Here is a 24,886-nt window from a genome sequence, read left to right on the forward strand (position 1 = left end):
CGCAATTCTTAACACTGAATGTTGGGTCGGGCGGGTTTTTCCCGGAGCCGGTAGTGTTTATCATGGCCGGCCGCCATCTCGGGTAAATGACATGGCGTGGCGTTGTCTTATTTCAAGGAGTTGTTGATGACCTTTTCGTTAGCCGCCAAGGTGTCGGTGTTGCTGCTGTTTGTGGGCAGCATCCTCTACGTGCATTTGCGCGGCAAGGCGCGTTTGCCGGTGCTGCGGCAGTTCGTCAACCACTCGGCGCTGTTCGCCCCGTATAACGCCTTGATGTACCTGTTCTCGGGCGTGCCGTCCAAGCCGTATCTGGATCGCGGCAAGTTTCCGGAGCTGGACGTGTTGCGCGATAACTGGGAAACCATTCGCGACGAAGCCATGCATCTGTTCGACGAGGGTTATATTCGTGCCGCCGAGAAGAACAACGACGCCGGTTTCGGCTCGTTCTTCAAGAAAGGCTGGAAGCGTTTCTACCTCAAGTGGTACGACAAACCGCTGCCATCGGCCGAAACCCTGTGCCCGAAAACCGTGGCGCTGGTCAGTGCCATCCCCAACGTCAAAGGCGCGATGTTCGCGCTGTTGCCGGGCGGCAGCCATTTGAACCCGCACCGCGATCCGTTCGCGGGCTCCCTGCGCTATCACCTGGGGCTGTCAACGCCAAACTCCGACGATTGCCGAATCTTCGTCGACGGTCAGGTCTACGCCTGGCGCGACGGTGAAGACGTGATGTTCGACGAGACCTACGTGCATTGGGTCAAGAACGAAACCGAACAGACCCGCGTCATCCTGTTCTGCGACATCGAGCGGCCGCTGAGCAGCCGCCTGATGACCCGCATCAACCGCTTCATCAGCGCCTGGCTGGGCCGTGCCACGGCACCGCAGAACCTCGACGACGAGCGTGTCGGCGGGATCAACCGGGCTTACGCCTGGAGCAAGAACTTCAGCGACAGGTTCAGTGGTGCGGTCAAACAGTGGAAACGCCGCAACCCGAAAGCCTACCGTGTGCTGCGGCCGGTGCTGGCGGTGGTGGTGTTGACGTTGCTGGGGTATTGGCTGTTTGGTTGAGGCCGCGAAGTACAGCAAAACCGCTCGTTTGAGCGGTTTTTTCTGGTATCTGTCCAAGTCGTTGCAATCCATGTCGCGGGCTGGTTATAGTCGGCGCTCGTGAGTCGCACGACTCATTGTCCAACCCTTCAAAAAGATCAGCCCAGATGCCTGCATCCCTCATCAACGCGGTAGTCGATTCAGCGGTCAACGCTGGCGTCGTGCCGTGCGGGAATCAGCAGCCTGTGCAGATCAGTCATTACCCTCCACCTGTCAGTAGCACGCCGGTGTGCGCAGTCGTATCACCGCCGGGCGTTGGTATTTCGGGCTGATCAGCGTTTGCTGCTGACCCCTGTGCCCGCCTGAAAAAACCTACTGAATTTCAGCTTCGGCTGAGTTGGCTATTTGCCTGACTACAGGTGGTATTCATGTTTGTCCTTTCGAAAAAGTCCGCGCTCGCGGCGGCGTCCACGAGCCTGTTCGTTCTGCTATGGAGCAGCGGGGCGATCTTCTCCAAGTGGGGGCTGGCCCACGCTTCACCCTTCGCCTTTCTGCTGATCCGTTTTGTGATTGCCCTGTGTGGGCTGGTGCTGCTGGTGCCATTGCTCAAGTTGAGGTTGCCCAAGGGCGGCAAGCCGATGCTGTACGCGATGGCCACCGGGGTGGTGCTGTTGGGGGCTTATCAGATCTTCTATCTGCTGGCGCTGGATCTGAAAGTCACGCCCGGAGTGATGGCGACCATCATGGGCGTGCAGCCGATCCTCACGGTGGTGATCATGGAGCGGAAGCGCTCGGCGAGCCGAATGTTTGGGCTGGCGTTGGGATTGGCCGGTCTGATCATGGTGGTTTATCAGGGCATCGGTCTGGCCGGGATGTCGCTGGCGGGGATGCTGTTCGGGCTGCTGGCGCTGGCGAGCATGACCTTCGGCTCGATCATGCAGAAGCGCATCACCGACAATCCCCTCGGCACGCTGCCGGTGCAGTATCTGGCGGGGCTGCTGCTGTGCGGGATTTTCGTGCCGTTCCAGCCGTTTCACTTCGAGCACAGCGCCGGTTTCATCGTGCCGGTGCTGTGGATGGGACTGGTGGTTTCCGTGCTGGCGACGTTGCTGCTGTACCGACTGATCGCCCGGGGCAATCTGGTCAATGTCACCAGCCTGTTCTATCTGGTGCCGGCCGTGACGGCGGTGATGGACTACCTGATCTTCGGCAATCGCCTGGCCGCGTTGAGCGTGCTGGGGATGCTGTTGATCATCGTCGGTCTGGTGTTCGTGTTCCGTAAATCGGCATAACCGCCGCGCATGAAAAAGGCCCGGGAGGAAACTCCCGGGCCTTTGTGCATCTGCCAATCAGGGGGCGGTGATTTCTGCCGGTTTCACCACAGCGGGTTTCAGCACCAGCCACAGCGCAATGGCGATCAATACCCCGCCATACACGTGGGCCATCGACAGCGGCTCATCGAGAAAAAGCGCCCCCCACAACACACCGAACGGCGGAATCATGAAGGTCACGGTCATCGATTTCACCGGCCCGATGGAGCTCAACAGGCGGAAGTAAATGATGTAGGCAAACGCGGTGCAGCCCAGCCCAAGGCCCAACAGCGACAGCCAGACATTCCAGCCACCCCAGCTCACCGGCGGCGCAGTGATGACGCTGTAACCGAACAGCGGCAACAGAAACAGGGTCGCACCGAGCATGCTGCCCAGCGCCGACAGACGACTGTCGAGCCCGCCGGCCTGATCCAGCCAGCGTCGGGCGAGGAACCCGGCGAAGCCATAGCAAGTGGTTGCGAGCAGGCAGGCCACCGCGCCCATCAGCAGGTGCAGATCGAACGCGACCGGGCCGGCGCGGGTCAGCACGCCCACCCCGAGCAGGCCGAGGAACACCCCGGCGAGTTTGGCCAGCGTGAGTTTTTCACTGAAGAACAAACCGCCGATCAACACGCCCATCAATGGCGTGGTGGCATTGAAGATCGCCGAATAACCGGCCGGCAGCACCTGGGCGGCGACCGAATACAGCGTCGCCGGCACGCCGGAGTTGATCACGCCCAGCAACATCACAGTCTTGAGCTTGCCTTTGAAATCCCAGCTGATGCGCATCAGCCCGAGGATCACCAGCAAGCCGACGGCGGCGATGGAAACGCGGAAGAATCCGGTCGGAACCGTACCGATCGCAGGAGCGATGATGCGCATGAACAGGAAGCTCGCGCCCCAGATGGCGGCCAGCGACAACATGCGGAAAATATCGACGGGGCTCACGGGCCACTCCTTCCTTGATCGGGACGAGAGTGTTGCCGAGGGCCCCGGCGATGGCAACCGCTAATCGGGCATTTAATTGTCTGATCAGATCACGAAGCGCGTGACCAGTGCGTTCAGGTCGACGGCCAGCCGTGACAGTTCCTGACTGGCGGCAGAGGTCTGGGTGGCACCTGCTGCGGTTTGTGTCGACAGATCACGGATGGTCACCAGGTTCTGATCGACCTCCCGAGCCACCAGCGCCTGTTGCTCGGCGGCGCTGGCGATCACCAGGTTGCGCTGGTTGATCTGCGAAATCGACGCGGTGATTTTCTCCAGTGCATGGCCGGCACTGTTGGCGCGACGCAGGGTATGGCTGGCCTGCTCGGCGCTGTTTTGCAAGGCGCCGACGGTGGCACTGGTGCCTTGCTGAATGCTGCTGATCATCAGCTCGATTTCTTCGGTGGAGTTCTGCGTGCGCTGGGCCAGCGAGCGGACCTCGTCGGCAACCACTGCAAACCCACGCCCGGCCTCACCGGCGCGCGCGGCTTCAATCGCAGCGTTCAGGGCCAGCAGGTTGGTCTGCCCGGCGATGCCGCGAATCACTTCCAGCACTTTGCTGATGTCCTGGGCCTGAGTCGCAAGGCCCTCGGCCTGTTCGGACGCGCCGAGTACTGCACTGACCAGTTCCTGAATCGAACTGATGGTCTCGCTGACCTGCACATGCCCGTGTTTGCTGTCCTCGTTCGACGCTTCGGAGGCCTGGGCACTGGACACCGCATTGGCGGCCACTTCATCCACCGCCGTGCTCATCTCGGTGACCGCCGTGGCGGCCTGCTCGATCTGGTCATTTTGCTGTTGCAGGCCGCGGGTGCTCTGCTCCATCACCGAACTCATTTCCTCGGCAGCGGAGGCCAGTTGCTGGGCCGACTCGCTGATGCCGCGAATGGTCGAGCGCAGATTGCCCTGCATCTGCGCCAGCGCCGTGAGCAACTGCGCCGCTTCATCACGACCCTCGCTGTCGATGCGACCGCTGAGGTCTCCCGAAGCAATCTGCCGTGCCGCGTTCAGCGCCTGATTGATCGGCGTGGTGATGCTGCGGGTCAGCAACCAGGCCAGCAACAACGTGGCAATCAGGGCGATGACGATGATCGCGGCGACGATCCACAGCGCCTGCTGGTACATCGCCGCCGCGGACTTGGCGGCGGCATCCGCGCCTTGCTGATTGAGGCTGATCATTTGCTCAAGGGTCTTGTCGAGCACCGTGCCCTGGGGCGCCAGTTCAGTGGTCAGGCGCGCGTAGGCTTGTTCGTTTTGTCCGGCATCGATCTGTTTGATGATCTGGTCGAGGATGCTCAGGTACTTGGCCGTGTCGGCGCTCAAACCTTCCAGCATCGCTCGCTCCTGGTCATTGGCGATCAGGGCCTTGTGGTCGTCGAGGCGCTTGAGCAATTCCTGACGTTGCGCGGTGAGAATGCCTTTGCTGCGTTCGCGAACGGCCACCTGGGTGCTGGTGATCAGGCGCAGGGATTCGAGACGAATACTGGCAATGTTCGCCGCTGCGTCATGGATGCTTTCGATGCTGGGCATCCACGATTCCTCGATCACCGCCGCGCTCTCGCGCAGGGTTTTCATCTGGCCCAGACCGAACAGGCCGACCACCACCAGCAGACTGGCCAGAACGGCAAAACACAAACTGGCGCGCAAACCTATGCGCAGATTCCGGATAGACATCAATGTGCTCCTTGGGGATTGGGGGAGAGGTCGTCCTCGTGGACCGAGGATCTTGTTGTAAGGCGGGTGATGGCGGGCTGTATATCAAAGTGCCACTATCTTAGTAAGGCCATTTTTAACCGGGATGGCACGCGATGGACGAGAAGGAACTAGCCGGGAAAAGCGCGGATTAGAGACGTCGCTACCGGGTTGGATCCGAAACCCAGAAGAAACGCGGGCTGGCGTTCAGCGATAGGGAGAAGCCGAAGGGACGTTTATTGACCGAACGGTCGATTAAAAAAACTTTGATAAAAACTGTGTCGTTGTACAACCCGCAAGAGGATTTGGCCGAAATTGCACTTCTCCTGCGCCTGCTTCCGTGGCTAAGCTCAGGCCTTCGAGCACAGATTCTCCAATTCCCGCAGAGGTCTCATCTATGCCGCAGCAATGGCCAGCCACCGACATCGCCCGCCTGATCCTCGATGGCTTTGACGATTACCGCGAGCATTTCCGGCGGATCACCGACGGCGCCCGGGAGCGCTTCGAGCAAGCCCGCTGGCAGGACACGCAAACCGCGTCGGCGGCGCGGATCAACCTCTACGAAGAAAAGGTCGGTGAAACCGTCGCCCGCCTGCGCGAGTATTTCGAGCCGGACACCTTGATGGACGTCACCTGCTGGCCACTGGTGAAAAGCGCCTACATCAGCATCATCGACCTGCGCTTCGACGATGAACTGTCCGAGACCTGGTACAACTCGATTTTCTGCAGCCTGTTCAGCCACGACCTGATCAGTGACGGCTGCATGTTCATCCACACCACGCGCCCGAGCCTGCGCCGCGCCCGGGCCGCACAGACCCGCACCTACAAGCCGCAAGGGCAGATTTCGGCCATGCTCGCGAGCATCTTTGCCGATTACCGCTTCAGCGAGGCCTACGCCGATTTGCCCGGCGACTTGCTGCGTCTGGAGGCGCAACTGCGCGAGAACCTGCCGGACTGGGTGTGCAAGGACCCGGAGCTGAGCGTCGAGCTGTTTTCCTCGGTGCTGTACCGCAACAAGGGCGCGTACCTGGTGGGGCGCATCTACACCAACGACGATCAGTGGCCGTTGGTGATTCCGTTGCTGCACCGCGAAGGGCGCGGGATTCAGATCGACGCATTGATCACCGACGAAGCGGAGGTGTCGATCATCTTCTCCTTCACCCGTTCGTATTTCATGGTGGATGTGCCGGTGCCGGCGGAGTTCATCGGTTTCCTCAAACGCATCCTGCCGGGCAAGCACATCGCCGAGCTGTACACCTCGATCGGTTTCTACAAGCACGGTAAATCGGAGTTCTACCGCGCCCTGATCAATCACCTGGCCAACACCGATGACCAGTTCATCATGGCGCCGGGCGTGCGCGGCATGGTCATGAGCGTGTTCACGCTGCCGGGCTTCAACACCGTGTTCAAGATCATCAAGGATCGTTTCTCTCCATCGAAAAACGTCGACCGCGCCACGGTGATCGAGAAGTACCGACTGGTGAAAAGCGTCGACCGGGTCGGGCGCATGGCCGATACCCAGGAATTCGCCGACTTCCGTTTTCCCCTGAGCAAATTCGAGCCGGCGTGCCTGGCGGAGCTGCTGGAAGTCGCGCCGTCCACGGTGTCGCTGGAAGGCGAAACCGTGCTGATCCGCCACTGCTGGACCGAGCGCCGAATGACGCCGCTTAATCTCTATCTGGATAACGCCAACGAAGCCCAGGTGCGCGAAGCGCTGGAGGATTACGGCCTGGCGATCAAGCAACTGGCGGCGGCCAACATCTTTCCCGGCGACATGCTGCTGAAGAACTTCGGCGTCACCCGTCATGGCCGGGTGGTGTTCTACGACTACGACGAGATCTGTTTCCTCACTGAAGCGAATTTCCGCCACATCCCGGCACCGCGCACGCCAGAGGACGAAATGGCCTCCGAGCCTTGGTATTCGATCGGGCCTCTGGATGTGTTTCCCGAAGAGTTTCCGCCGTTCCTGTTTGCCGATTCGGCGCAGCGCAAACTGTTCGATCAGTTGCATGGCGAGTTGTACAACGCTGATTACTGGAAGGGATTGCAGGAGGCGATTCGGGCGGGGAAAGTCATCGATGTCTTTCCATATCGGCGCAAAGGCTTGGATAACGAGTAACGGCTTTCCCTCACCCCAGCCCTCCCGAAGCGTCGGACCGCCCGGAGGGAGAGGGAGCTGACCGAGGTGTCTCGGGTCAAACATCGACCTGAAAGATCGTGGCGATTATGGATTCGGTGAGGCTCCTTCAGGTCGGCGTAGCTCTAGAGCAACCCCCGATCAGTCCCCTCTCCCCCTGGGAGAGGGCTAGGGTGAGGGCAGCAATCCCCCAGACACGCCACAAATCCCGCAAATCTGCGACAATCGCGTCCTTGCGCCACTAGACGACCGAATTGCGTACCCGATGACCGACGAATCGCCCTCCATCGACAAACTGCTGAAAAACCTCGATCACGCCATGCTCGCCGACCGCCACCGGCTGCGGCGACAGTTGCTTGAGCTGCGCAAGAAACCCGACGAGGCCAAGCTGGCCCAGTGGGTGGCGCGCATGCAGGCGTCCTGCGATCAGGTGCTGGCACGCAAGGCCAGCCTGCCGGTGATCCGTTACGACGACAGCCTGCCGATTGCAGCCAAGCGTGACGAAATCAAGAAGGCCCTGGAAAAGCACCAGGTGCTGATCATCGCCGGTGAAACCGGCTCGGGCAAAACCACCCAGTTGCCGAAAATCTGTCTGGAGATCGGTCGCGGCCAGCACGGTTTGATCGGCCACACCCAGCCTCGGCGGATCGCGGCGCGCAGCGTGGCCAGCCGGGTTGCCGAAGAACTCGGTACACCGCTGGGCGCGCTGGTCGGTTATCAGGTGCGCTTCGAAGACCAAAGCGATTCGAACACCCTGATCAAACTGATGACCGACGGCATCCTGCTGGCGGAAACCCAGAACGACCGCTACCTCGAACGCTACGACACGATCATCGTCGACGAAGCCCACGAACGCAGCCTCAACATCGACTTCCTGCTCGGTTACCTGAAAACCCTGCTGCCGCGTCGCCCGGATCTGAAAGTCATCATCACTTCGGCGACCATCGATCTGGAGCGCTTCTCCAAGCATTTCGACGATGCGCCGATTGTCGAAGTGTCCGGCCGCACCTTCCCGGTTGAAACCTGGTATCGCCCGCTGACGCTGGAGCAAGACGAAGAAGGCAACCGCGTCGAGGATGACCTGACCGTGGATCAGGCGATTCTCGCCACCCTCGACGAAATCGCCGCCTATGAGCGCAGCGAGCGCCGCAGTCCCGGTGATGTGCTGGTGTTCCTGCCCGGCGAGCGCGAGATTCGCGACGCCGCCGACATGCTGCGCAAGGCCCAGCTCAAACACACCGAAATCCTGCCGTTGTACGCGCGCCTGTCGCCGGCCGAGCAGCAGCGGATCTTTCAGTCCCATCCGGGGCGTCGCGTGGTGCTGGCGACCAACGTTGCGGAAACTTCGCTGACCGTGCCGGGCATCCGTTACGTGATCGACAGCGGCACCGCGCGCATCAGCCGCTACAGCTACCGTGCCAAGGTCCAGCGGCTGCCGATCGAAGCGATTTCCCAGGCCAGTGCCAACCAGCGTAAAGGTCGCTGCGGCCGGGTCGAGCCGGGTATCTGCGTGCGCTTGTACAGCGAAGAGGATTTCCTCGGTCGTCCGGAATTCACCGATCCGGAAATCCTGCGCACCAACCTTGCGGCCGTGATCTTGCAGATGCTCCATCTGCGCCTCGGCGAGATCACTGATTTCCCGTTTATCGAGCCGCCGGACGGCAAGGCGATCAGCGACGGTTTCAACCTGCTGCAGGAATTGTCGGCGGTGGATCGCAACAGTCAGCTGACCCCGCTCGGTCGCCAACTGGCGCGCCTGCCGGTGGACCCGCGCATGGGCCGCATGCTGCTGGAAGCGGCGAAACTTGGCAGCTTGCAGGAGGTGCTGATCGTCGCCAGTGCCATGTCGATTCAGGATCCGCGCGAGCGTCCGCCGGAGCGTCAGCAGGCCGCTGACCAGGCCCACGCTCAGTGGAAGGACGCCGATTCGGACTTCGCCGGGCTGGTCAATCTGTGGCGCGGTTTTGAAGAGCAGCGCCAGGCGCTGACCGCCAGCCCGCTGCGCAACTGGTGCCGCAAGAATTTCCTCAACTACCTGCGCCTGCGCGAGTGGCGCGATTCCCACCGTCAGTTGAGCCTGATCTGCCGCGACTTGCAGCTGAGCCTGAACAAAGAACCGGCGGATTATCCGAAGCTGCACAAAGCGGTGCTGGTCGGCCTGCTCAGCCAGATTGGTCAGAAAACCGAGGACGGCGATTACCTTGGCGCCCGTCAGCGGCGGTTCTGGATTCACCCGTCATCGGGTATCGGCAAGAAACGCCCGCAGTGGGTGATGACCGCCGAACTGGTGGAAACCACCAAGCTCTACGCGCGGATGGTGGCGAAGATCGACGCCGACTGGATCGAACCGCTGGCCGGGCACCTGATCAAGAAGAACCACTTCGAACCGCACTGGGAGAAGAAGCGCGGCCAGGTCGTCGCGTTCGAACAGATCACCCTGTTCGGCCTGATCGTGGTCGGCCGTCGACCGGTGCACTACGGCCCGGTAGATCCGGTGGTCTCGCGTGAACTGTTCATCCGCGAAGGTCTGGTGCGCGGCGAGATTCAGTCCCGGGCCAAATGCCTGACTGCCAACAAGCAATTGCTCGAACAACTCGACGAACTGGAAGCCAAGGCTCGTCGTCGGGACATTCTGGCCGACGAGGAAACCCTCTACGCGTTCTACGACGCGCGTTTGCCGGCGGAGATTCACCAGACCGCGACGTTCGACAGCTGGTACCGCGTCAACAGCCAGAAAGATCCACAACTGCTGATCATGCGCGAGGAAGACGTGCTGGCCCGCGAAGCCAGCGAAGTCACCGCCCAGCATTACCCGGACACGCTGCACATCGGCGACCTGGAACTGGCGCTGAGTTACCACTTCGAACCGAATCACCCGCGTGACGGCGTGACCCTGCGTGTGCCGGCGCCGCTGTTGCCGATGCTGCCGCCGGAACGCCTGGAATGGCTGGTGCCGGGACTGATCGAGGCCAAGTGCATCGCGCTGGTGCGCAACCTGCCCAAGGCTTTGCGAAAAAACTTCGTGCCGGTGCCGGACTTCATCAAGGCCGCGCTGCAACGCATGACCTTCGCCGAAGGTTCGTTGCCGCAAGCGCTGGGTCGCGAACTGCTGCGCATGACCGGTGCGCGGGTCAGCGATGAAGCCTGGGCCGAAGCGGCGCAGCAGGTTGAAAGCCACCTGCGGATGAACCTGGAAATCGTCGACGGCCAAGGCAAGTTCCTTGGCGAAGGCCGGGATCTGGCCGAACTCACTGCACGTTTCGCCGAAGCCAGCCAGGCCGCACTGGCGGTGCCACAAAGTGCGAAAAGCCAGCAGCCGGTGGAAGCCAAGGTTTTTGCGCCAGTGGCGGAAAAGACCCAACAGAAGATCGCCGGGCTGTCGATGACGGTGTATCCGGCGCTGGTGGAAGAGGGCGGTACGGTCAAGGAAGGGCGATTTTCTACCCCGGCCGAAGCCGAATTCCAGCACCGCCGCGCCTTGCAACGTCTGCTGCTGCAGCAACTGGCCGAACCGGCGAAGTTCCTGCGCGGCAAGTTGCCGGGCCTGACCGAACTGGGCCTGCTGTACCGCGAACTGGGGCGGGTTGATGCGCTGGTCGAAGACATTCTGCTGGCCAGCCTCGACAGCTGCATTCTTGACGGTGAAGACCCGTTGCCGCGTGACGGCGCAGGGCTGGCGGCACTGGCCGAGCGCAAGCGCGGCAGCTGGACCGAGCACGCCGAACGGGTGGCACGCCTGACTCTGGAAATCCTCAAGCTCTGGCACGGTCTGCAAAAGCGCTTCAAGGGCAAGATCGACCTGGCTCAGGCGGTGGCGCTTAACGATATCAAGCAGCAGCTCAGTCATCTGGTGTATCCGGGCTTCGTCCGGGAAACGCCGATGCTCTGGCTCAAGGAGTTGCCGCGTTACCTGAAAGCGGTCGAGCAGCGTTTCGAGAAGCTGGGCGCGCAAGTGCAGAAGGATCGGGTCTGGAGCGGCGAACTCGCCGGGCTCTGGACGCAATACCAGACCCGCGCTGCCAAGCATGCCCAGGAAGGCAAGCGCGATCCGCAGCTTGAGCTGTATCGCTGGTGGCTGGAGGAGTACCGGGTTTCGCTGTTCGCCCAGCAGTTGGGGACGAAGGTGCCGATCTCCGACAAACGCCTCAACAAGCAGTGGACGCAGGTAGAACCCTAGCGAGTGCCTGATCGCTCCGTGGGAACGATCACAAATTCCCCTTGTGGGAGCAAGGTCGCTCCCACATTGGGAAGGTCGTGACGCTTGGGAAAGGCGCCAAAACCTCGGGTTTATGGCAAACTTCGCCACCATAAATGCCGTTTTCGCGTCCCAGAGCCTTTGCCGGGCCGCGTAACGGAATAAAGCGATGCCAGGTTTTTGCGTCCCTGATACGGGAATGGACCCTTTGCGTGTTGGCACGTCGGTGCCAGCACTTTCTGCCTGAACAGATTAGAGAAACGACCATGCATAACGTCGTCATCAGCGGCACCGGCCTGTACACCCCGGCCAACAGCATCTCCAACGAAGAGCTGGTGCAGTCTTTCAATACCTACGTCGCCCAGTTCAACGCGGACAACGCCGACGCCATCGCCAGCGGCGAAATCCAGGCCCTGACCGAGTCCAGCGCCGCGTTCATCGAAAAAGCTTCCGGCATCAAGAGCCGCTTTGTCATGGACAAGGACGGCATCCTCGACCCTGCGCGCATGGCGCCACGGCTGCCGGAGCGTTCCAACGACGAATGGTCGGTACTCTGCCAGATGGCCATCGGCGCTGCCGAACAAGCCTTGCAACGTGCCGGCAAGACCGCCGCCGACATCGACGGCGTGATTGTCGCCTGCTCCAACCTGCAGCGCGCCTACCCGGCCATCGCCATCGAAGTCCAGGAAGCGCTGGGCATCCAGGGTTTCGGTTTCGACATGAACGTGGCCTGCTCGTCGGCGACCTTCGGTATCCAGCAAGCGGCCAACACCGTGCAACTGGGTCAGGCCCGGGCGATCCTGATGGTCAACCCGGAAGTCTGCACCGGTCACCTGAACTTCCGTGACCGCGACAGCCACTTCATCTTCGGTGACGCCGCCACGGCGGTGATCATCGAGCGCGCCGATCTGGCGACGTCGAAACACCAGTTCGATGTGGTCAGCACCAAACTGCTGACCAAGTTTTCCAACAACATCCGCAACAACTTCGGCTTCCTCAACCGCGCGGCGGAAGAGGGCATCGGCGCCCGCGACAAACTGTTCGTGCAGGAAGGCCGCAAGGTGTTCAAGGATGTCTGCCCGATGGTGGCCGAGCTGATCGGCGAGCATCTGGAAGAGAACAAGCTCAACGTCGGTGACGTGAAGCGCTTCTGGCTGCACCAGGCCAACCTGAGCATGAACCACCTGATCGTGCGCAAGCTGCTGGGTCGCGAAGCCACCGAAGAAGAAGCCCCGGTGATTCTCGACACCTACGCCAACACCAGCTCCGCCGGTTCCGTGATCGCGTTCCACAAATATCAGGACGATCTGGCGGCCGGTTCGCTGGCGGTGCTTAGTTCGTTCGGTGCCGGTTACTCGATTGGTAGCGTGATTCTGCGTAAACGCTAAGAGCGAGTTCATTTCCTCTTAATCGTGCTGACGTTTCCTACATCCGAATCGGCGCGAGCGCTGTAATTTTCGAAACTGGCGGCAGGAGAGATCCTGCCGCTATCATTTTCGGAGTCAGGAAAAGGGGATTGATGGATGGCGGTTGACGACACACAACTGCTCGAGCGGTTGTTGGCAGGCGAACAGAAAGCCTTCAAGGAACTGGTCAGCACCTATCAAAGCCCCATGCGCGCGGTCGCCTACGCGATTGTCGGCCAGCGCCACGTCGAAGAAGTGGTGCAGGACGCGTGGCTGTCGGTGGTGCGTAATATCGGCCGTTTCGAGGGGCGCTCCAGTCTCAAGACCTGGCTGCTGACCATCACCGCCAACTCGGCCAAGAGCCGCTACAAACTCAATCGTCGCGAAGTGTTGCTGGATGATCTGCCGTCCCCCCACGGCACCATCGACGACAATCGCTTCTCTCCCGGCGACGGTCACTGGCTGGTCGCACCGTTCGCCTGGCACCAGGACACGCCCGAAGCGTTGCTGACGGAAGGCGAGCTGCGTGAATGCCTGGAGCATACGTTGCTCAGTCTCTCCGAACTTCAGAGCAGTGTGCTCACGCTGCGCGAGCGTCAGGGTCTGGAGCTGGAGGACATCTGTAATCTTCTGGAGATCTCGCTCTCCAATGTCCGCGTGTTGCTGCACAGGGCACGCTTGAAGGTCTTCGCGACCGTGGAGCATTTTGAGGAGACGGGAGAATGTTGACCTGCAAGGAGCAAGTGGCGCGATCCAGCGATTATCTCGATGGCCAGTTGAGCTTTCGCGAGAAGTTGATGGTGCGTCATCACCTGATGTTCTGCCGCAATTGCCGGCGGTTCATTCGCCAGATGCGTTTGATGCAGGCGACGTTGCGAGCGATGCCGCAAAAGCCTGAAGAGGGCGTGGACGCGTTGGCCGAGCAGCTGGCACAGCTGCGGCGCAAGGATCGATCCTGAAAACACAGACTGGCGCGGCCGCAGCGAACGGATGATGGGGATCGCTGCGGCCGCGCCAGTCTGTTGAAGCCTCTTCAAACGATGGAACCGGATGTAAACCCATCGTTTGAAGTCTGTTGCCGGGTTGCTTAGAACTTCGCTTCCGCGTCCAGCTGCAGGGTGTTGGTGTCTGCATCACGCTGGGTACGGCTGGAGAAGTCGGCCTTGGTCAGGAAGTAAGTCGCACCAATGGCGAAGTTTTTGTCGATGTCGTAGCCGACCTTGAACTTGTGGCCACGGGAACCGGTGGTGCCGTTGGCGAAGTCCGAATCGGTGAAGGCGCCGACCACCGCGTTGCGCTGCACGTCACGATAGTTGTAGTCGAGGTTCAGGCCGAAGACCTTCGACTTGGCACCTACCAGCCACGCGGTGTCCTGATCGGTCACTGCATCGTTGTTCTTCACGTACTGACCGTAGAACGACAGCGGCATTGGCAGGCCGCCGATGTCGACCTGGCTGAAGCCTTCGTACAGACGGAATTCGTTGTCGGCCGAGTTGCCGTTGACGGCCAGGGCGCACGGCGTGGAGGTGCCGGTGCAACGGCTGTCTTCGTCGTTCTGGTAGGCGTAGACGCTGCCGCCCAGGGTCAGTTTCAGGTTGTCGGTGATGGCGAAGCGGCTGCCCAACTGGCCGGCGGTCAGGCGCAGGTCGTGACGGAACTGCACGCCGTCGCCATCGACGTTGTCCTTGAGGTTGTAGTTACCCAGGCTGCCGAACAGTTCGATGCTGCTGCCCAACGGATACTTGTAGGTAACGGCCAGACCTTCCGGGTTGATGTCGCTGTCCCAGATCACGTCGCCCATGCTCACCCACGGTTGCAGCATCTTGCCGCCGATGATGTGCAGGTTCTTGATCTGGTCCGGGTGGTAGTCGATGTAGCCCAGGTCGAGCCAGATCTGCTTCTTGTCGAAGTAGTTGTCCTGGTCCTGGTTGGTCGAACGGGCGTCGTCGCCGCCGCCGGTGGCGATACGGATGCCGGTGTCGACTTGCGGGTTGATCTCGGTGTACGCACCCAGACGGGCACGGATGCGCTGGCGATCCTTGTCGCGGCCGCCGTTGTTCGGCTCGCCGTCGATCTTGATGGTTTCCTGACGGATACGCACGTCACCCTTGAACTGGGTCTTGGCGGCCCAGGCCAGTTTCTGGTCGAAACTGCTGAGTTCGTTGGTTTTCTTCGCGGTCGCCGCGATTTGCTCGTTGGTCTCTTGCTGCGCCTGCTGCGCGATTTGCTGGGCCTTCTGATCCTTGGCCAGTTCAGTTTGCAGTTCAACGTACTGCGCCTGGGAAATCGAACCGTTAGCCTTGAGCATGTCGAGCAGTTTGGCGTCGACTGCGGCACTGGCCGGAACACTCATGGCCAGCAACAAGCCACCGCACAGGGCCGCCGCAGTTTTCGTGGAAGCAAGACGCATAGCAATCTCCGAAGATGAAAAGGGGATGGCTGAACCATCCTGGGCACAACCGACGGTTTGACGGTCGGAAAACAGTGTCCGGGGTAGAACCCGGCGCTCTAAAAACAGGCGCCAGTATCGCGATGGTTTATGACAGAGCAGTGGCACGATGATGGCAGGTTGATGACGATACAAAGCTGCCGTGAACTATTGATTTAGAGCGCTGTCGCGTAATCGGACGTGGGCAACGCCCCGCCGATCAGCGATACTCGCCGGGCGTTCACGCCCGAAAGTGGAGAGGAAAATGCCGCTGCAACGTCTGCATAAACTGTCGGAAATTCCAGCGTCCGACTGGGATGTTCTGGTCCCGCAAAACCAGCCGTTTCTGCGCCACGCCTTCCTGGCTTCGCTGGAGGACAGCGGCAGCGTCGGCCCGCACACCGGCTGGCAAGCGGAGCATTTGCTGCACGTCAAAGCGGGGCGCGTGATCGCCGCGTTGCCCGGTTATCGCAAGTGGCACTCCTACGGAGAATACGTGTTCGATCACGGCTGGGCCGATGCCTGCGCCCGCGCCGGCATCGATTACTACCCCAAGTTCCTCAGCGCCGTGCCGTTCAGCCCGGTCAGCGGCCCACGGTTGTTGGCAGCGAATGTCGAGGACGGATTCGAGCTGCTCAAGAGCCTGCCGGGCTATCTGGAAATCGAAGAGCTCTCCAGCGCCCACATCAACTTCACCGATGCATTTACCGATGCCGCCATGGCCGAGCAGCCGGGCTGGCTGCAACGCATCGGCTGTCAGTACCACTGGCAGAATCGCGGCTATCGCGACTTTCAGGACTTTCTCGACGTGCTCGCCTCGCGCAAGCGCAAGCAGATGCGCAAGGAGCGCGAGCAAGTGGCGGGACAGGGTTTCGAGTTCGAATGGCTGGAAGGCCGCGAGCTGGACGAGGCGCAGTGGGATTTCGTCTACGCCTGTTATGCCAACACCTACGCGGTGCGTCGGCAGGCACCGTACCTGACCCGGGAGTTCTTCAGCCTGCTGGCCGAGCGCATGCCGGAAGCGATTCGCGTGGTGCTGGCCCGACAGGGCTCACGGCCGGTGGCGATGGCGTTCAGCCTGGTGGGCGGCGACAGCTTTTACGGGCGTTATTGGGGATGCCTGGCCGAGTTCGACCGGCTGCACTTCGAGACCTGTTTCTATCAGGGCATGGACTATGCGATTGCCCAGGGCTTTCAGCGTTTCGATGCCGGTGCCCAGGGCGAGCACAAACTGATTCGCGGCTTCGAACCGGTGATTACCCATTCCTGGCATTACCTGCGCCATCCCGGTTTGAAAGTCGCGGTAAAAGACTTCCTGCACCAGGAGCGCGCCGGTGTACTGGCTTATGCGGAAGAGGCGAGGAGCGCCTTGCCGTATCGGCAAGCCTGATCCTCGCCGACTCCCTCAGCTGTCTTCCTTGCCTAACCAGCGATAGATCACGCCACCAACCACCGCACCGAGCAGCGGCGCGACCCAGAACATCCACAACTGCGCGATGGCCCAGCCGCCGACCATCAGCGCCGGGCCGGTGCTGCGGGCAGGGTTGACCGAGGTGTTGGTCACCGGAATCGAGATCAGGTGGATCAGCGTCAGGGCCAGGCCAATGGCGATAGGTGCCAGTCCCGCCGGAGCGCGTTTGTCGGTGGCGCCGAGGATGATCACCACGAACATGGCGGTCATCACCAGCTCGGTGACGAAGCCGGCGGCCATCGAGTATTTGCCCGGAGAGTGTTCGCCATAACCGTTTGAGGCCAGGCCGGCGGCGACGTCGAAGCCTTCCTTGCCGCTGCCGATGTAGACGATCAGCGCCGCCGCGAGGATCGCCCCGATCACTTGGGCAATGATGTAGGCGGGCAGCTCTTTGGCCGGGAATCGACCGCCGACGGACAGACCGACCGACACCGCCGGGTTGAGGTGACAGCCGCTGATGTGGCCGATGGCAAACGCCATCGTCAGCACCGTCAGACCAAACGCCAGGGCGACTCCCAGCACGCCGATTCCCAAGGGTGAAGACGCGGCAATGACCGCACTGCCGCAACCGCCCAACACTAACCAGAACGTACCCAACAACTCAGTGACTGAACGTTTGAACAGAGACATGAGAGTGTCCTTGATAGACGTACTATCGAGACTGGATCGAGTGGTGCTTCCTTGCAGATTTACGACAGGTTCCGTTCCGGAGCCTTGGGTCAGTACAGCAGGGTTCATGCGAATTTCCAGCAGACGATAAAAAACCGCCAGAGCCCGTGGGTAGAGGGCTTTGGCGGTTTTTGTGTTTCGCGCAGGATCAATCGATGCCGACAAACCCTCCGGTCTGGTGCGCCCACAACCGCGCATACAACCCGCCATGGGCCAGCAGTTCGGCATGGTTGCCGCTTTCGGCGATCTTGCCGTTCTCCAGCACCACCAGCCGGTCCATGCGGGCAATGGTCGAGAGGCGGTGGGCGATGGCGATCACGGTCTTGCCCTGCATCAGGGTTTCCAGGCTTTCCTGAATCGCCGCTTCCACTTCCGAGTCCAGCGCCGAGGTCGCTTCGTCCATGATCAGGATCGGCGCGTCCTTGAGCAGCACCCGCGCAATGGCGATCCGCTGACGCTGACCACCGGACAGCTTTACCCCGCGCTCGCCGACATGGGCGTCGAATCCGGTGCGTCCTTCGGCGTCCGACAGCAGCGGGATGAACTCATCGGCGCGGGCCTTGCGCGCCGCTTCCCAGAGTTCGGCGTCGGTGGCGTCGGGCTTGCCGTACAGCAAGTTGTCGCGGATCGAGCGGTGCAGCAGCGAGGTGTCCTGGGTGATCATGCCGATCCGCGCGCGCAGGCTTTCCTGGCCGACTTCGGCGATGTTCTGGCCATCGATCAGAATCCGCCCACCCTCGACGTCGTACAGGCGCAGCAGCAGGTTGACCAGGGTTGATTTGCCGGCGCCGGACGGGCCGATCAGACCGATTTTCTCGCCGGGTTTGATGGTCAGGTTGAGGTCGCCGATGATGCCTTTCTTCTTGCCGTAGTGAAAATCCACGTGCTCGAAACGCACTTCGCCACGGGCCACGGCCAGCGGTTTGGCCTGCTCCCGGTCGGTGACGCTGACCGGTTGCGAGATGGTCTGCAGACCATCCTGGACCATGCCGATGTTTTCGAAGATGCCGGTGACCACCCACATGATCCAGCCGGACATGTTGACGATGCGGATCACCAGGCCGGTTGCCAGGGCGATCGCGCCGACGCTGATCAGCGATTGCGTCCACAGCCACAGGGCCAGCGCCGTGGTGCCGACGATCAGCAGGCCGTTCATGGTGGTGATGGCCACGTCCATGCTGGTGACCACGCGGCCGGCCAGCTGGGCTTTTTCGGTCTGCTCCTGGATCGCCTCGCGGGCGTAGTGCTGTTCGAAGTTGGTGTGGGCGAACAGCTTCAGGGTGGCGATGTTGGTGTAGCCGTCGACGATCCGGCCCATCAGTTTCGAGCGCGCGTCGGAGGCTTCCACCGAGCGGTCCTTGACCCGTGGCACGAAGTAATAAAGTGCGCCGATGTAGGCGGCGATCCACGTCAGCAGCGGGATCATCAGACGCCAGTCGGCCTCGGCGAACAGCACCAGCGAACTGATCGCGTAGATCAGCACGTGCCACAGCGCATCCACCGCTTGCACGGCGGAATCGCGCAGCGAGTTGCCGGTCTGCATGATGCGCTGGGCAATGCGCCCGGCGAAGTCGTTCTGGAAGAAATTCAGGCTCTGCTTGAGCACGTAACTGTGGTTCTGCCAGCGGATCAGGCTGGTCATGCTCGGGCTCAGGGTCTGGTGCACCAGCATGTCGTGCAGCGCCAGGAACAGCGGGCGCAGCAGTAACGCTACCACCGCCATCCACGCCAGTTCGACGCCATGCACTTTGAAGAAGTCGACGTTCGGCGTGCCCTGGGCGAGGTCGATGATGCGGCTCAGGTAGCTGAACAGGGCCACTTCGATCAACGCGCCGAACAGGCCGACGATCAGCAGGGCGACGAAACTCGGCCAGACCTGCTTCAGGTAATAGGTATAGAAGGGCAGAACGCGGTCCGGCGGAGACGCCGTCGGGGCGTCGCGGAATATGTCGATCAGTTGTTCGAAACGGCGATAGAGCATCAGATAACCGCCCGGAGCACGGGCTCTCCTTTTATCAGTGTGAGCGGCGTGACATCAGGTCAGCGCCGCTCGATATGCCCTGTAAAGCTTAGTCGATGCGCTTGGCCGACTTGATGATCACAGGGTCGACCGGCACGTTTTGCATGCCCTGTTTGGTGGTGGTCTGGGAGTTGACGATGATGTCGACCACGTCCATGCCCTTGACCACTTTGGCGAACACCGCGTAACCGGCGTCACGGCCCGGATCGAGGAAGGCGTTGTCGGCCACGTTGATGAAGAACTGGCTGGTGGCTGAATCCGGGTTGGAAGTACGCGCCATCGACAGGGTGCCACGAACGTTATGCAGACCGTTGCTGGCTTCGTTCTTGATCGGCGCCTTGGTGTCTTTTTGCTGCATCTGCTGGGTGAAGCCGCCGCCCTGGGCCATGAAGCCCGGGATCACGCGGTGAAAAATCGTGTTGTTGTAAAAGCCGCTGTCGACGTACTCGAGGAAATTCTTGGTACTGATCGGCGCCTTGACCGGGTCCAGCTCGATTTCGATCTGGCCGTTGGTGGTGTCCAGCAGCACGTGCGGTGCTTTTGCCGGCGTGGCAGCCATCAGGTTGGCAGCGAACAGCACGGTGCCGGCGGCGAGGGCGAGTTTTTTCAGCATGGGTCAGTGATCCTGAGGGTGATTATCGGCTGTGGCGAGGAACTCCAGCAGCGTTTGATTGAAGCGTTCGGGCTGATCGAGCGGGGTGGCGTGGCGCGAATCGGCGATCACCACCAGCCGCGCATCGGGCAGCAGTCTGACATAGGTTTCTTTCAGCGAAACGGGGGTGTAGTCCCGGTCGGCGCTGACGACGAGGGTTGGACAGGTGACCCGGGAAAGTCGTTCCTGGACCCCCCAGCCAACAATCGCATCGAAGCTGGCGAGATAAGCACGTTTGTCGTTTTTTGCCCAGCGCTCTGCCATCTTCTGACGCAAATCGGCTTGCTCCGGTTTGGGGAACAGCTTGGCGCCAAGGGCCTTGCCGATGGTGGCGAGGCTGAGCACACGCATCAGGCTCCAGCGCTTGAACCACTGCCAGTAATCGTCGCGGGTACGCACCTTGACCTCGGGAGCGCTGTTGACGATGGTCAGGCTCTTGAGCATCCGCGGCTGATCGACGGCGAGCTGAAAGCCGATCATGCCGCCCATGGACAGCCCGGCGTAGTGCACCGGGCCGAGTTTCAAATGCTCGATCAGGGCGACGATGTCGGCGCTGAAACCGGCGATGCTGTAGCGCTCGCGGGGCTTGTCGGAGCGGCCGTGACCGCGCACGTCCGGGACGATCACCCGGTAGTGCGCAGCCAGGGCGGGAATCTGCATTTCCCAGTCCAGGGTGCTGGAGCCCAGACCGTGAACCAGCAGCAACGGATCGCCGTGGCCATATTCCTCGTAGTGCAGGTTGCAACCTTCATGCTCGAAATACGCCATCGGTGAACTCCGTGTCAGGCTTGTTCGGGGGCGGCGAACGGTGCGTCCAGCGGCAGGGTGTCGAAGGTGCGCAGCAGTTCGATGAGGATTTGCGTGGCTGGGCCCAAGGGTTTGTCCTTGTTCGAATACAGATAGAAGCTGGAGTTGCGGTTGCCGCCTCTGTCCAACGGTAGCAGCTTGAGTGAGCCGTCTTTCAGTTCCCGCTCGATCATGTGGCGTGGCAGCCAGGCGAATCCCAGGCCACTGCTGACGAACGTCGCCGCGGTGGCGAGACTGCCGACGGTCCAGCGCTGCTCGGCGCCGAGCCAGCCGACGTCCCGGGGTTGCTGGCGGCCGGAGTCGCGGATGACCACTTGCATCTGGGTTTCCAGGTCCTGAAAGCTCAGCTCGCGGTTGAGCCGATGCAGCGCATGATCAGGATGGGCGACGGCGACAAATTCGACATCACTCAATTCCGCGCCAAGGTAACCGGGAATGCTCAGCCCGGTGATGGCCAGATCGGCCACGCCTTCGAGCAGCACTTCTTCGACGCCCGACAGCACTTCCTCACGCAGACGCACCCGGCAGCCACGGCTCTGCGGCATGAACGCGGTCAATGCGCGCACGATACGGGCGCTCGGGTAGGCGGCGTCGACCACCAGCCGTACTTCGGCTTCCCAGCCCTGCTCCATGTGATGGGCAAGGTCTTCCAGCTGGCTGGCCTGTTTCACCAATTGCCGCGAGCGGCGTAGCAGCACGCCGCCGGCTTCAGTCAGCACGGCCTTGCGGCCGTCGATGCGCAACAGCGGCACGCCGAGCTGATCCTGCATGCGGGCGACGGTGTAACTCACCGACGATTGCGAACGGTGCAGGGCCTCGGCGGCCTGGGCGAATCCGCCGTGGTCGACCACGGCCTGCAACGTTCGCCATTGATCAAGGGTCACGCGGGGCGCTTTCATCAATAGCTCCTCTTGTCCTAAGCTGGCGGTCCCTCATGGAGACTGCCGAATGAAAAAATTCTGTTGTGTGTTGCTGGCGCTGCTTCCGCTGACTGCGTTCGCGTACCCGATCGATGTGGAAAAGGACCTCAACGGCCTGAAGATCGACTACAACGCGTTCGACACCGATAACGACATCGGCTCCATCCAGGTCAACAACTACGGCGACGTCGACGCGACCTGCAAGGTGGTGTTCACCAACGGCCCGGAGGCGCCGCGCACGCGCAATATCGAGGTGGCGGCGGGCAAGCATAAAAACGCCACGGCCAAGTTCACCCGGACCATCATCAAGCTGCGCATCAAGCTGAGCTGCACCCCGAAATAGCGTCACGGGCCTGTGGGAGCGGGCTTCCACAGGCTACGGCTTGCATCTAAACGAATTTTTCGATGCTTTGCAGCAATTATTTGCGCTTTTTCATCGATACGGCACTGTTTAACCTTCACTCCATCGACTTACAACATTCTCGGATGGAGGCTACACAACATGTCCCGCGTTCTGATCATCGAAAGCAGCGCCCGCCAGCAAGACTCGGTTTCCCGTCAACTGACCCAGACCTTCATCAGTCAGTGGAAAGCGGCGCATCCGGCCGATCAGATCACCGTGCGTGACCTCGCCGTGAACCCGGTACCGCACCTGGACATCAACCTGCTGGGCGGCTGGATGAAATCCGCCGAGCAGCGCAACGACAGCGAGCAGGCCTCGCTGGACCGTTCCAACGAATTGACCGATGAATTGCTGGCCGCCGACGTGCTGGTGATGGCGGCGCCGATGTACAACTTCGCCATTCCGAGCACCCTGAAGGCCTGGCTCGACCACGTACTGCGTGCCGGCGTGACCTTCAAATACACCGAAACCGGCCCGCAAGGCCTGCTCAGCGGCAAGCGTGCCTACGTGCTGACCGCTCGCGGCGGGATCTACGCCGGCGGCCCGGCGGATCATCAGGAACCGTACCTGCGTCAGGTGATGGGCTTCATCGGCATTAACGACGTGACCTTCATCCACGCCGAAGGCATGAACCTGGGCGGCGACTTCCAGGAGAAAGGCCTCAACCAGGCCAACGCCAAACTGTCCCAGGTCGCTTGATATGTTAATCGCCAGATAATCGCCGATTGTTCTAGTGACCTGGCGCAACCCCTTCAAGGCTCTACGCGCATCGAACCTCCCTTTGCACTTGTTGCTCCTGAGTGCTGTAGCCCGATTGAACGCTTTAGCGAGATCGGGCTTTTTTTTGCCCGGGATTTAGCGATGGCTGGCAAAAAACGCTATCGTCGCCGCCATTCGAAATCGAGGCGAGCATGGGCTATCTACTTTTTGTCACGCTGATCCAGGCGTTTTCCTTCAGTCTGATCGGCGAATACCTGGCCGGTCATGTCGACAGCTACTTCGCGGTGCTGGTGCGTGTGGTACTGGCCGGGCTGGTGTTCATTCCGCTGACCCGCTGGCGCTCGGTAGAGCCGGCGTTCATGCGCGGCATGCTGCTGATCGGCGCTTTGCAGTTCGGCGTGACCTACGTCTGCCTGTATTTGAGCTTCCGCGTGCTGACGGTGCCGGAAGTGCTGCTGTTCACCATCCTCACGCCGCTGCACGTGACGCTGATCGAAGACGCGCTCAACCGACGCTTCAACCCGTGGGCGCTGATCGCCGCACTGGTGGCCGTGTGCGGTGCAGCAGTGATTCGCTACGACCGGATCAACCCGGACTTCTTCATGGGCTTTCTGCTGCTGCAACTGGCCAACTTCACCTACGCCGCCGGGCAGGTGTTGTACAAGCATCTGGTGGCAAAACACCCGAGCGATCTGCCGCACTACCGGCGCTTCGGTTTCTTCTACCTCGGCGCGCTGGCAGTGGCGTTGCCGGCGTTCCTGTTGTTCGGCAAATCCAACTTCCTGCCCGAAGCGCCGCTGCAATGGGGCGTGCTGGTCTTCCTTGGTCTGGTCTCGACCGCACTCGGTTTGTATTGGTGGAACAAGGGCGCGTGCCTGGTCAACGGCGGCACCCTGGCGGTGATGAACAACCTGCACGTGCCGGTGGGGCTGCTGCTGAATCTGCTGATCTGGAATCAGCATGAAGAGCTCGGGCGGTTGTTCCTCGGTGGCAGCGTGATTCTGGCCGCGGTGTGGATCAGCCGGTTGGGGATTCGCAAGCCGGCGCCAATTGCCCCACCAGAAACTCGATAAACGCCCGGGTCTTCTGCGGCACCCGTCGCGCCGACGAATACACGGCGTTGATGGTGATTGCCGGGGCTTGCCATTCACAGAGCACTGGCACCAGCCGCCCGGCCGCCAACGCCTCTTCGACGATGAAGTCCGGCAGCAGCGCAATGCCCATGCCGGCCTCGGCCGCTTGCGCCAGCAGGTCGCCGTTGTTGGCGTGCAGCGGCCCGGTCACGTTGACGCGCTGGGTCTCCTTGCCGTTGCACAGTTGCAGGCTGACCCCGCTCTGCAGATAGCCGTAGTTCAAGCATTGATGTGAGCGCAGATCCTGCGGGGATTGCGGCGTGCCCGCGCGTTCGAGGTAAGCGGGGGAGGCGACCATGATTCGCGGCGCCGGCGCCAGTTGTCTGGCGATCATGGTCGAGTCGGGCAGGCTGGCGATGCGGATGGTCACGTCGAAGCCGCCGCGCACCGGGTCGACTTGCTGGTCGCTGAGCACCAGTTGCAGCTCGATGTTCGGGTGCTGCTCGTGGAACAGCGGAATCAGCTTGCCCAGCCGTCGCAGGCCGAACGACATCGGTGCGTTGACCCGCAAAACCCCGCGCAATTCGCCAATCCCGTCCCGGGCTCGCTGTTCGGCCTCGTCCAGTGCCGCAATCACTTCCCGCGCCGCTTCGAAATACTCGGCCCCGGCCTCGGTCAGGTGCAGGCTGCGGGTGGTGCGTTGCAGCAGCTGCACACCGATGGCCTCTTCCAGTGCCTGAATCTGTTTGCTGACTTTCGAGCGGGGCACGTCCATGGCCCGGGCGGCGGCTGCAAAGCCGTTCTCGCCGACCGTCACCACGAAGGCGCGCATGCATTCGATGCGATCCATGATTGTCCCTATTTTAGAATCAATGATTCTCGATTTTATGGAATTGTCCCTTTATCGGCTAGCCCCTAAAGTGACATCCAAGCCGAGACAACAACGCCGCAGACG

The 24,886-nt window shown here is 61.3% G+C and carries 20 protein-coding genes; 11 read left to right on the forward strand and 9 right to left on the reverse strand.

Translation table 11 applies throughout. From position 1 onward, the window contains the following. Positions 1 to 126: 126 nt before the first annotated feature. The gene (locus L6D74_RS14290) at positions 127 to 1,065 is read left to right on the forward strand and encodes an aspartyl/asparaginyl beta-hydroxylase domain-containing protein (protein ID WP_236189596.1); all 939 of its coding nucleotides are present in this window, start codon (positions 127 to 129) and stop codon (positions 1,063 to 1,065) included. A gap of 407 nt (positions 1,066 to 1,472) precedes the next feature. Then, positions 1,473 to 2,336: a DMT family transporter gene (locus L6D74_RS14295; RefSeq protein ID WP_236189597.1), complete on the forward strand. Its 864-nt coding sequence runs from the start codon at positions 1,473 to 1,475 to the stop codon at positions 2,334 to 2,336. 57 nt (positions 2,337 to 2,393) lie between these two features. Here L6D74_RS14295 and L6D74_RS14300 read toward each other — a convergent pair whose 3' ends face one another. After that, positions 2,394 to 3,302, reverse strand: a complete 909-nt coding sequence (locus L6D74_RS14300; protein ID WP_236189598.1) for a DMT family transporter — start codon at positions 3,300 to 3,302, stop codon at positions 2,394 to 2,396. 84 nt (positions 3,303 to 3,386) lie between these two features. Further along, positions 3,387 to 5,012 carry a methyl-accepting chemotaxis protein gene (locus L6D74_RS14305; RefSeq protein ID WP_085648577.1) on the reverse strand — a complete coding sequence of 542 codons (1,626 nt, stop codon included), beginning with the start codon at positions 5,010 to 5,012 and terminating at the stop codon, positions 3,387 to 3,389. Positions 5,013 to 5,427: 415 nt separating this feature from the next. On the opposite strand from L6D74_RS14305, the gene aceK reads away from it, so the two are divergent. The 5 genes from aceK (at position 5,428) to L6D74_RS14330 (ending at position 13,727) form a co-directional block, all read left to right on the forward strand. Further along, a complete protein-coding gene (aceK, locus tag L6D74_RS14310) occupies positions 5,428 to 7,149 on the forward strand; it encodes a bifunctional isocitrate dehydrogenase kinase/phosphatase (RefSeq protein WP_064594191.1) in 1,722 nt (573 codons plus the stop codon). A gap of 283 nt (positions 7,150 to 7,432) precedes the next feature. Continuing rightward, positions 7,433 to 11,344, forward strand: coding sequence for an ATP-dependent RNA helicase HrpA (gene hrpA / locus L6D74_RS14315; protein WP_236189599.1), 3,912 nt, complete (start codon positions 7,433 to 7,435; stop codon positions 11,342 to 11,344). A 284-nt stretch (positions 11,345 to 11,628) separates the two neighbouring features. Next, positions 11,629 to 12,750, forward strand: coding sequence for a beta-ketoacyl-ACP synthase III (locus tag L6D74_RS14320; protein ID WP_236189601.1), 1,122 nt, complete (start codon positions 11,629 to 11,631; stop codon positions 12,748 to 12,750). Between the two features lie 135 nt (positions 12,751 to 12,885). After that, positions 12,886 to 13,497: an RNA polymerase sigma factor gene (locus tag L6D74_RS14325; RefSeq protein WP_085611586.1), complete on the forward strand. Its 612-nt coding sequence runs from the start codon at positions 12,886 to 12,888 to the stop codon at positions 13,495 to 13,497. Then, positions 13,491 to 13,727, forward strand: a complete 237-nt coding sequence (locus tag L6D74_RS14330) for an anti-sigma factor family protein (RefSeq protein WP_007956536.1) — start codon at positions 13,491 to 13,493, stop codon at positions 13,725 to 13,727. Before L6D74_RS14325 ends, L6D74_RS14330 begins: the two co-directional genes overlap by 7 nt. A 128-nt stretch (positions 13,728 to 13,855) precedes the next feature. Here the strand turns inward: L6D74_RS14330 and L6D74_RS14335 are convergent, their stop codons facing one another. Continuing rightward, positions 13,856 to 15,178: a putative porin gene (locus L6D74_RS14335; protein ID WP_236189603.1), complete on the reverse strand. Its 1,323-nt coding sequence runs from the start codon at positions 15,176 to 15,178 to the stop codon at positions 13,856 to 13,858. Positions 15,179 to 15,461: 283 nt separating this feature from the next. Between L6D74_RS14335 and L6D74_RS14340 the strand changes: the two genes are divergently transcribed. Next, positions 15,462 to 16,586, forward strand: a complete 1,125-nt coding sequence (locus tag L6D74_RS14340) for a GNAT family N-acetyltransferase (protein ID WP_236189605.1) — start codon at positions 15,462 to 15,464, stop codon at positions 16,584 to 16,586. A gap of 15 nt (positions 16,587 to 16,601) precedes the next feature. On the opposite strand, the gene aqpZ is transcribed toward L6D74_RS14340, so the two are convergent. The 5 genes from aqpZ to L6D74_RS14365 all read right to left on the reverse strand — a co-directional run bounded on the left by aqpZ (position 16,602) and on the right by L6D74_RS14365 (position 21,714). Next, positions 16,602 to 17,297 (reverse strand): aquaporin Z, encoded by a 696-nt coding sequence (aqpZ, locus tag L6D74_RS14345; protein ID WP_236189606.1) that lies wholly within the window; start codon positions 17,295 to 17,297, stop codon positions 16,602 to 16,604. A 187-nt stretch (positions 17,298 to 17,484) separates the two neighbouring features. After that, complete coding sequence (locus L6D74_RS14350) at positions 17,485 to 19,317, reverse strand: ABC transporter ATP-binding protein (protein ID WP_236189607.1); 1,833 nt, start codon at positions 19,315 to 19,317, stop codon at positions 17,485 to 17,487. Between the two features lie 88 nt (positions 19,318 to 19,405). After that, positions 19,406 to 19,969, reverse strand: coding sequence for a peptidylprolyl isomerase A (locus L6D74_RS14355; protein ID WP_011332958.1), 564 nt, complete (start codon positions 19,967 to 19,969; stop codon positions 19,406 to 19,408). Positions 19,970 to 19,972: 3 nt separating this feature from the next. Further along, the gene (locus L6D74_RS14360) at positions 19,973 to 20,776 is read right to left on the reverse strand and encodes an alpha/beta fold hydrolase (protein ID WP_074691123.1); all 804 of its coding nucleotides are present in this window, start codon (positions 20,774 to 20,776) and stop codon (positions 19,973 to 19,975) included. Between the two features lie 14 nt (positions 20,777 to 20,790). Continuing rightward, positions 20,791 to 21,714, reverse strand: coding sequence for a PA3225 family LysR-type transcriptional regulator (locus L6D74_RS14365; protein WP_011332960.1), 924 nt, complete (start codon positions 21,712 to 21,714; stop codon positions 20,791 to 20,793). Between the two features lie 49 nt (positions 21,715 to 21,763). Between L6D74_RS14365 and L6D74_RS14370 the strand changes: the two genes are divergently transcribed. The 3 genes from L6D74_RS14370 (at position 21,764) to L6D74_RS14380 (ending at position 23,931) form a co-directional block, all read left to right on the forward strand. Next, entirely contained in the window at positions 21,764 to 22,078 is a 315-nt protein-coding gene (locus L6D74_RS14370; RefSeq protein ID WP_011332961.1) for a hypothetical protein, read from the forward strand. Between the two features lie 159 nt (positions 22,079 to 22,237). Then, positions 22,238 to 22,837: an FMN-dependent NADH-azoreductase gene (locus L6D74_RS14375; RefSeq protein WP_011332962.1), complete on the forward strand. Its 600-nt coding sequence runs from the start codon at positions 22,238 to 22,240 to the stop codon at positions 22,835 to 22,837. 212 nt (positions 22,838 to 23,049) lie between these two features. Next, positions 23,050 to 23,931 carry a carboxylate/amino acid/amine transporter gene (locus L6D74_RS14380; protein ID WP_236189608.1) on the forward strand — a complete coding sequence of 294 codons (882 nt, stop codon included), beginning with the start codon at positions 23,050 to 23,052 and terminating at the stop codon, positions 23,929 to 23,931. On the opposite strand, the gene L6D74_RS14385 is transcribed toward L6D74_RS14380, so the two are convergent. After that, entirely contained in the window at positions 23,876 to 24,781 is a 906-nt protein-coding gene (locus tag L6D74_RS14385; protein WP_236189609.1) for a LysR family transcriptional regulator, read from the reverse strand. The genes L6D74_RS14380 and L6D74_RS14385 overlap by 56 nt on opposite strands. Positions 24,782 to 24,886 lie beyond the last annotated feature (105 nt).

The sequence above is a fragment of the Pseudomonas pharyngis genome, assembly GCF_021602345.1.
Lineage (GTDB): Bacteria > Pseudomonadota > Gammaproteobacteria > Pseudomonadales > Pseudomonadaceae > Aquipseudomonas > Aquipseudomonas pharyngis.

Excerpts from the sequence above, each read along its gene's own strand:
- L6D74_RS14290 (WP_236189596.1), top strand. The coding sequence starts at position 127 with ATGACCTTTTCGTTAGCCGCCAAGGTGTCGGTGTTGCTGCTGTTTGTG.
- L6D74_RS14295 (WP_236189597.1), top strand. The coding sequence starts at position 1,473 with ATGTTTGTCCTTTCGAAAAAGTCCGCGCTCGCGGCGGCGTCCACGAGC.
- L6D74_RS14305 (WP_085648577.1), bottom strand. The coding sequence starts at position 5,012 with ATGTCTATCCGGAATCTGCGCATAGGTTTGCGCGCCAGTTTGTGTTTT.
- aceK (WP_064594191.1), top strand. The coding sequence starts at position 5,428 with ATGCCGCAGCAATGGCCAGCCACCGACATCGCCCGCCTGATCCTCGAT.
- hrpA (WP_236189599.1), top strand. The coding sequence starts at position 7,433 with ATGACCGACGAATCGCCCTCCATCGACAAACTGCTGAAAAACCTCGAT.
- L6D74_RS14320 (WP_236189601.1), top strand. The coding sequence starts at position 11,629 with ATGCATAACGTCGTCATCAGCGGCACCGGCCTGTACACCCCGGCCAAC.
- L6D74_RS14325 (WP_085611586.1), top strand. The coding sequence starts at position 12,886 with ATGGCGGTTGACGACACACAACTGCTCGAGCGGTTGTTGGCAGGCGAA.
- L6D74_RS14330 (WP_007956536.1), top strand. The coding sequence starts at position 13,491 with ATGTTGACCTGCAAGGAGCAAGTGGCGCGATCCAGCGATTATCTCGAT.
- L6D74_RS14335 (WP_236189603.1), bottom strand. The coding sequence starts at position 15,178 with ATGCGTCTTGCTTCCACGAAAACTGCGGCGGCCCTGTGCGGTGGCTTG.
- L6D74_RS14340 (WP_236189605.1), top strand. The coding sequence starts at position 15,462 with ATGCCGCTGCAACGTCTGCATAAACTGTCGGAAATTCCAGCGTCCGAC.
- aqpZ (WP_236189606.1), bottom strand. The coding sequence starts at position 17,297 with ATGTCTCTGTTCAAACGTTCAGTCACTGAGTTGTTGGGTACGTTCTGG.
- L6D74_RS14350 (WP_236189607.1), bottom strand. The coding sequence starts at position 19,317 with ATGCTCTATCGCCGTTTCGAACAACTGATCGACATATTCCGCGACGCC.
- L6D74_RS14355 (WP_011332958.1), bottom strand. The coding sequence starts at position 19,969 with ATGCTGAAAAAACTCGCCCTCGCCGCCGGCACCGTGCTGTTCGCTGCC.
- L6D74_RS14360 (WP_074691123.1), bottom strand. The coding sequence starts at position 20,776 with ATGGCGTATTTCGAGCATGAAGGTTGCAACCTGCACTACGAGGAATAT.
- L6D74_RS14365 (WP_011332960.1), bottom strand. The coding sequence starts at position 21,714 with ATGAAAGCGCCCCGCGTGACCCTTGATCAATGGCGAACGTTGCAGGCC.
- L6D74_RS14370 (WP_011332961.1), top strand. The coding sequence starts at position 21,764 with ATGAAAAAATTCTGTTGTGTGTTGCTGGCGCTGCTTCCGCTGACTGCG.
- L6D74_RS14375 (WP_011332962.1), top strand. The coding sequence starts at position 22,238 with ATGTCCCGCGTTCTGATCATCGAAAGCAGCGCCCGCCAGCAAGACTCG.
- L6D74_RS14380 (WP_236189608.1), top strand. The coding sequence starts at position 23,050 with ATGGGCTATCTACTTTTTGTCACGCTGATCCAGGCGTTTTCCTTCAGT.
- L6D74_RS14385 (WP_236189609.1), bottom strand. The coding sequence starts at position 24,781 with ATGGATCGCATCGAATGCATGCGCGCCTTCGTGGTGACGGTCGGCGAG.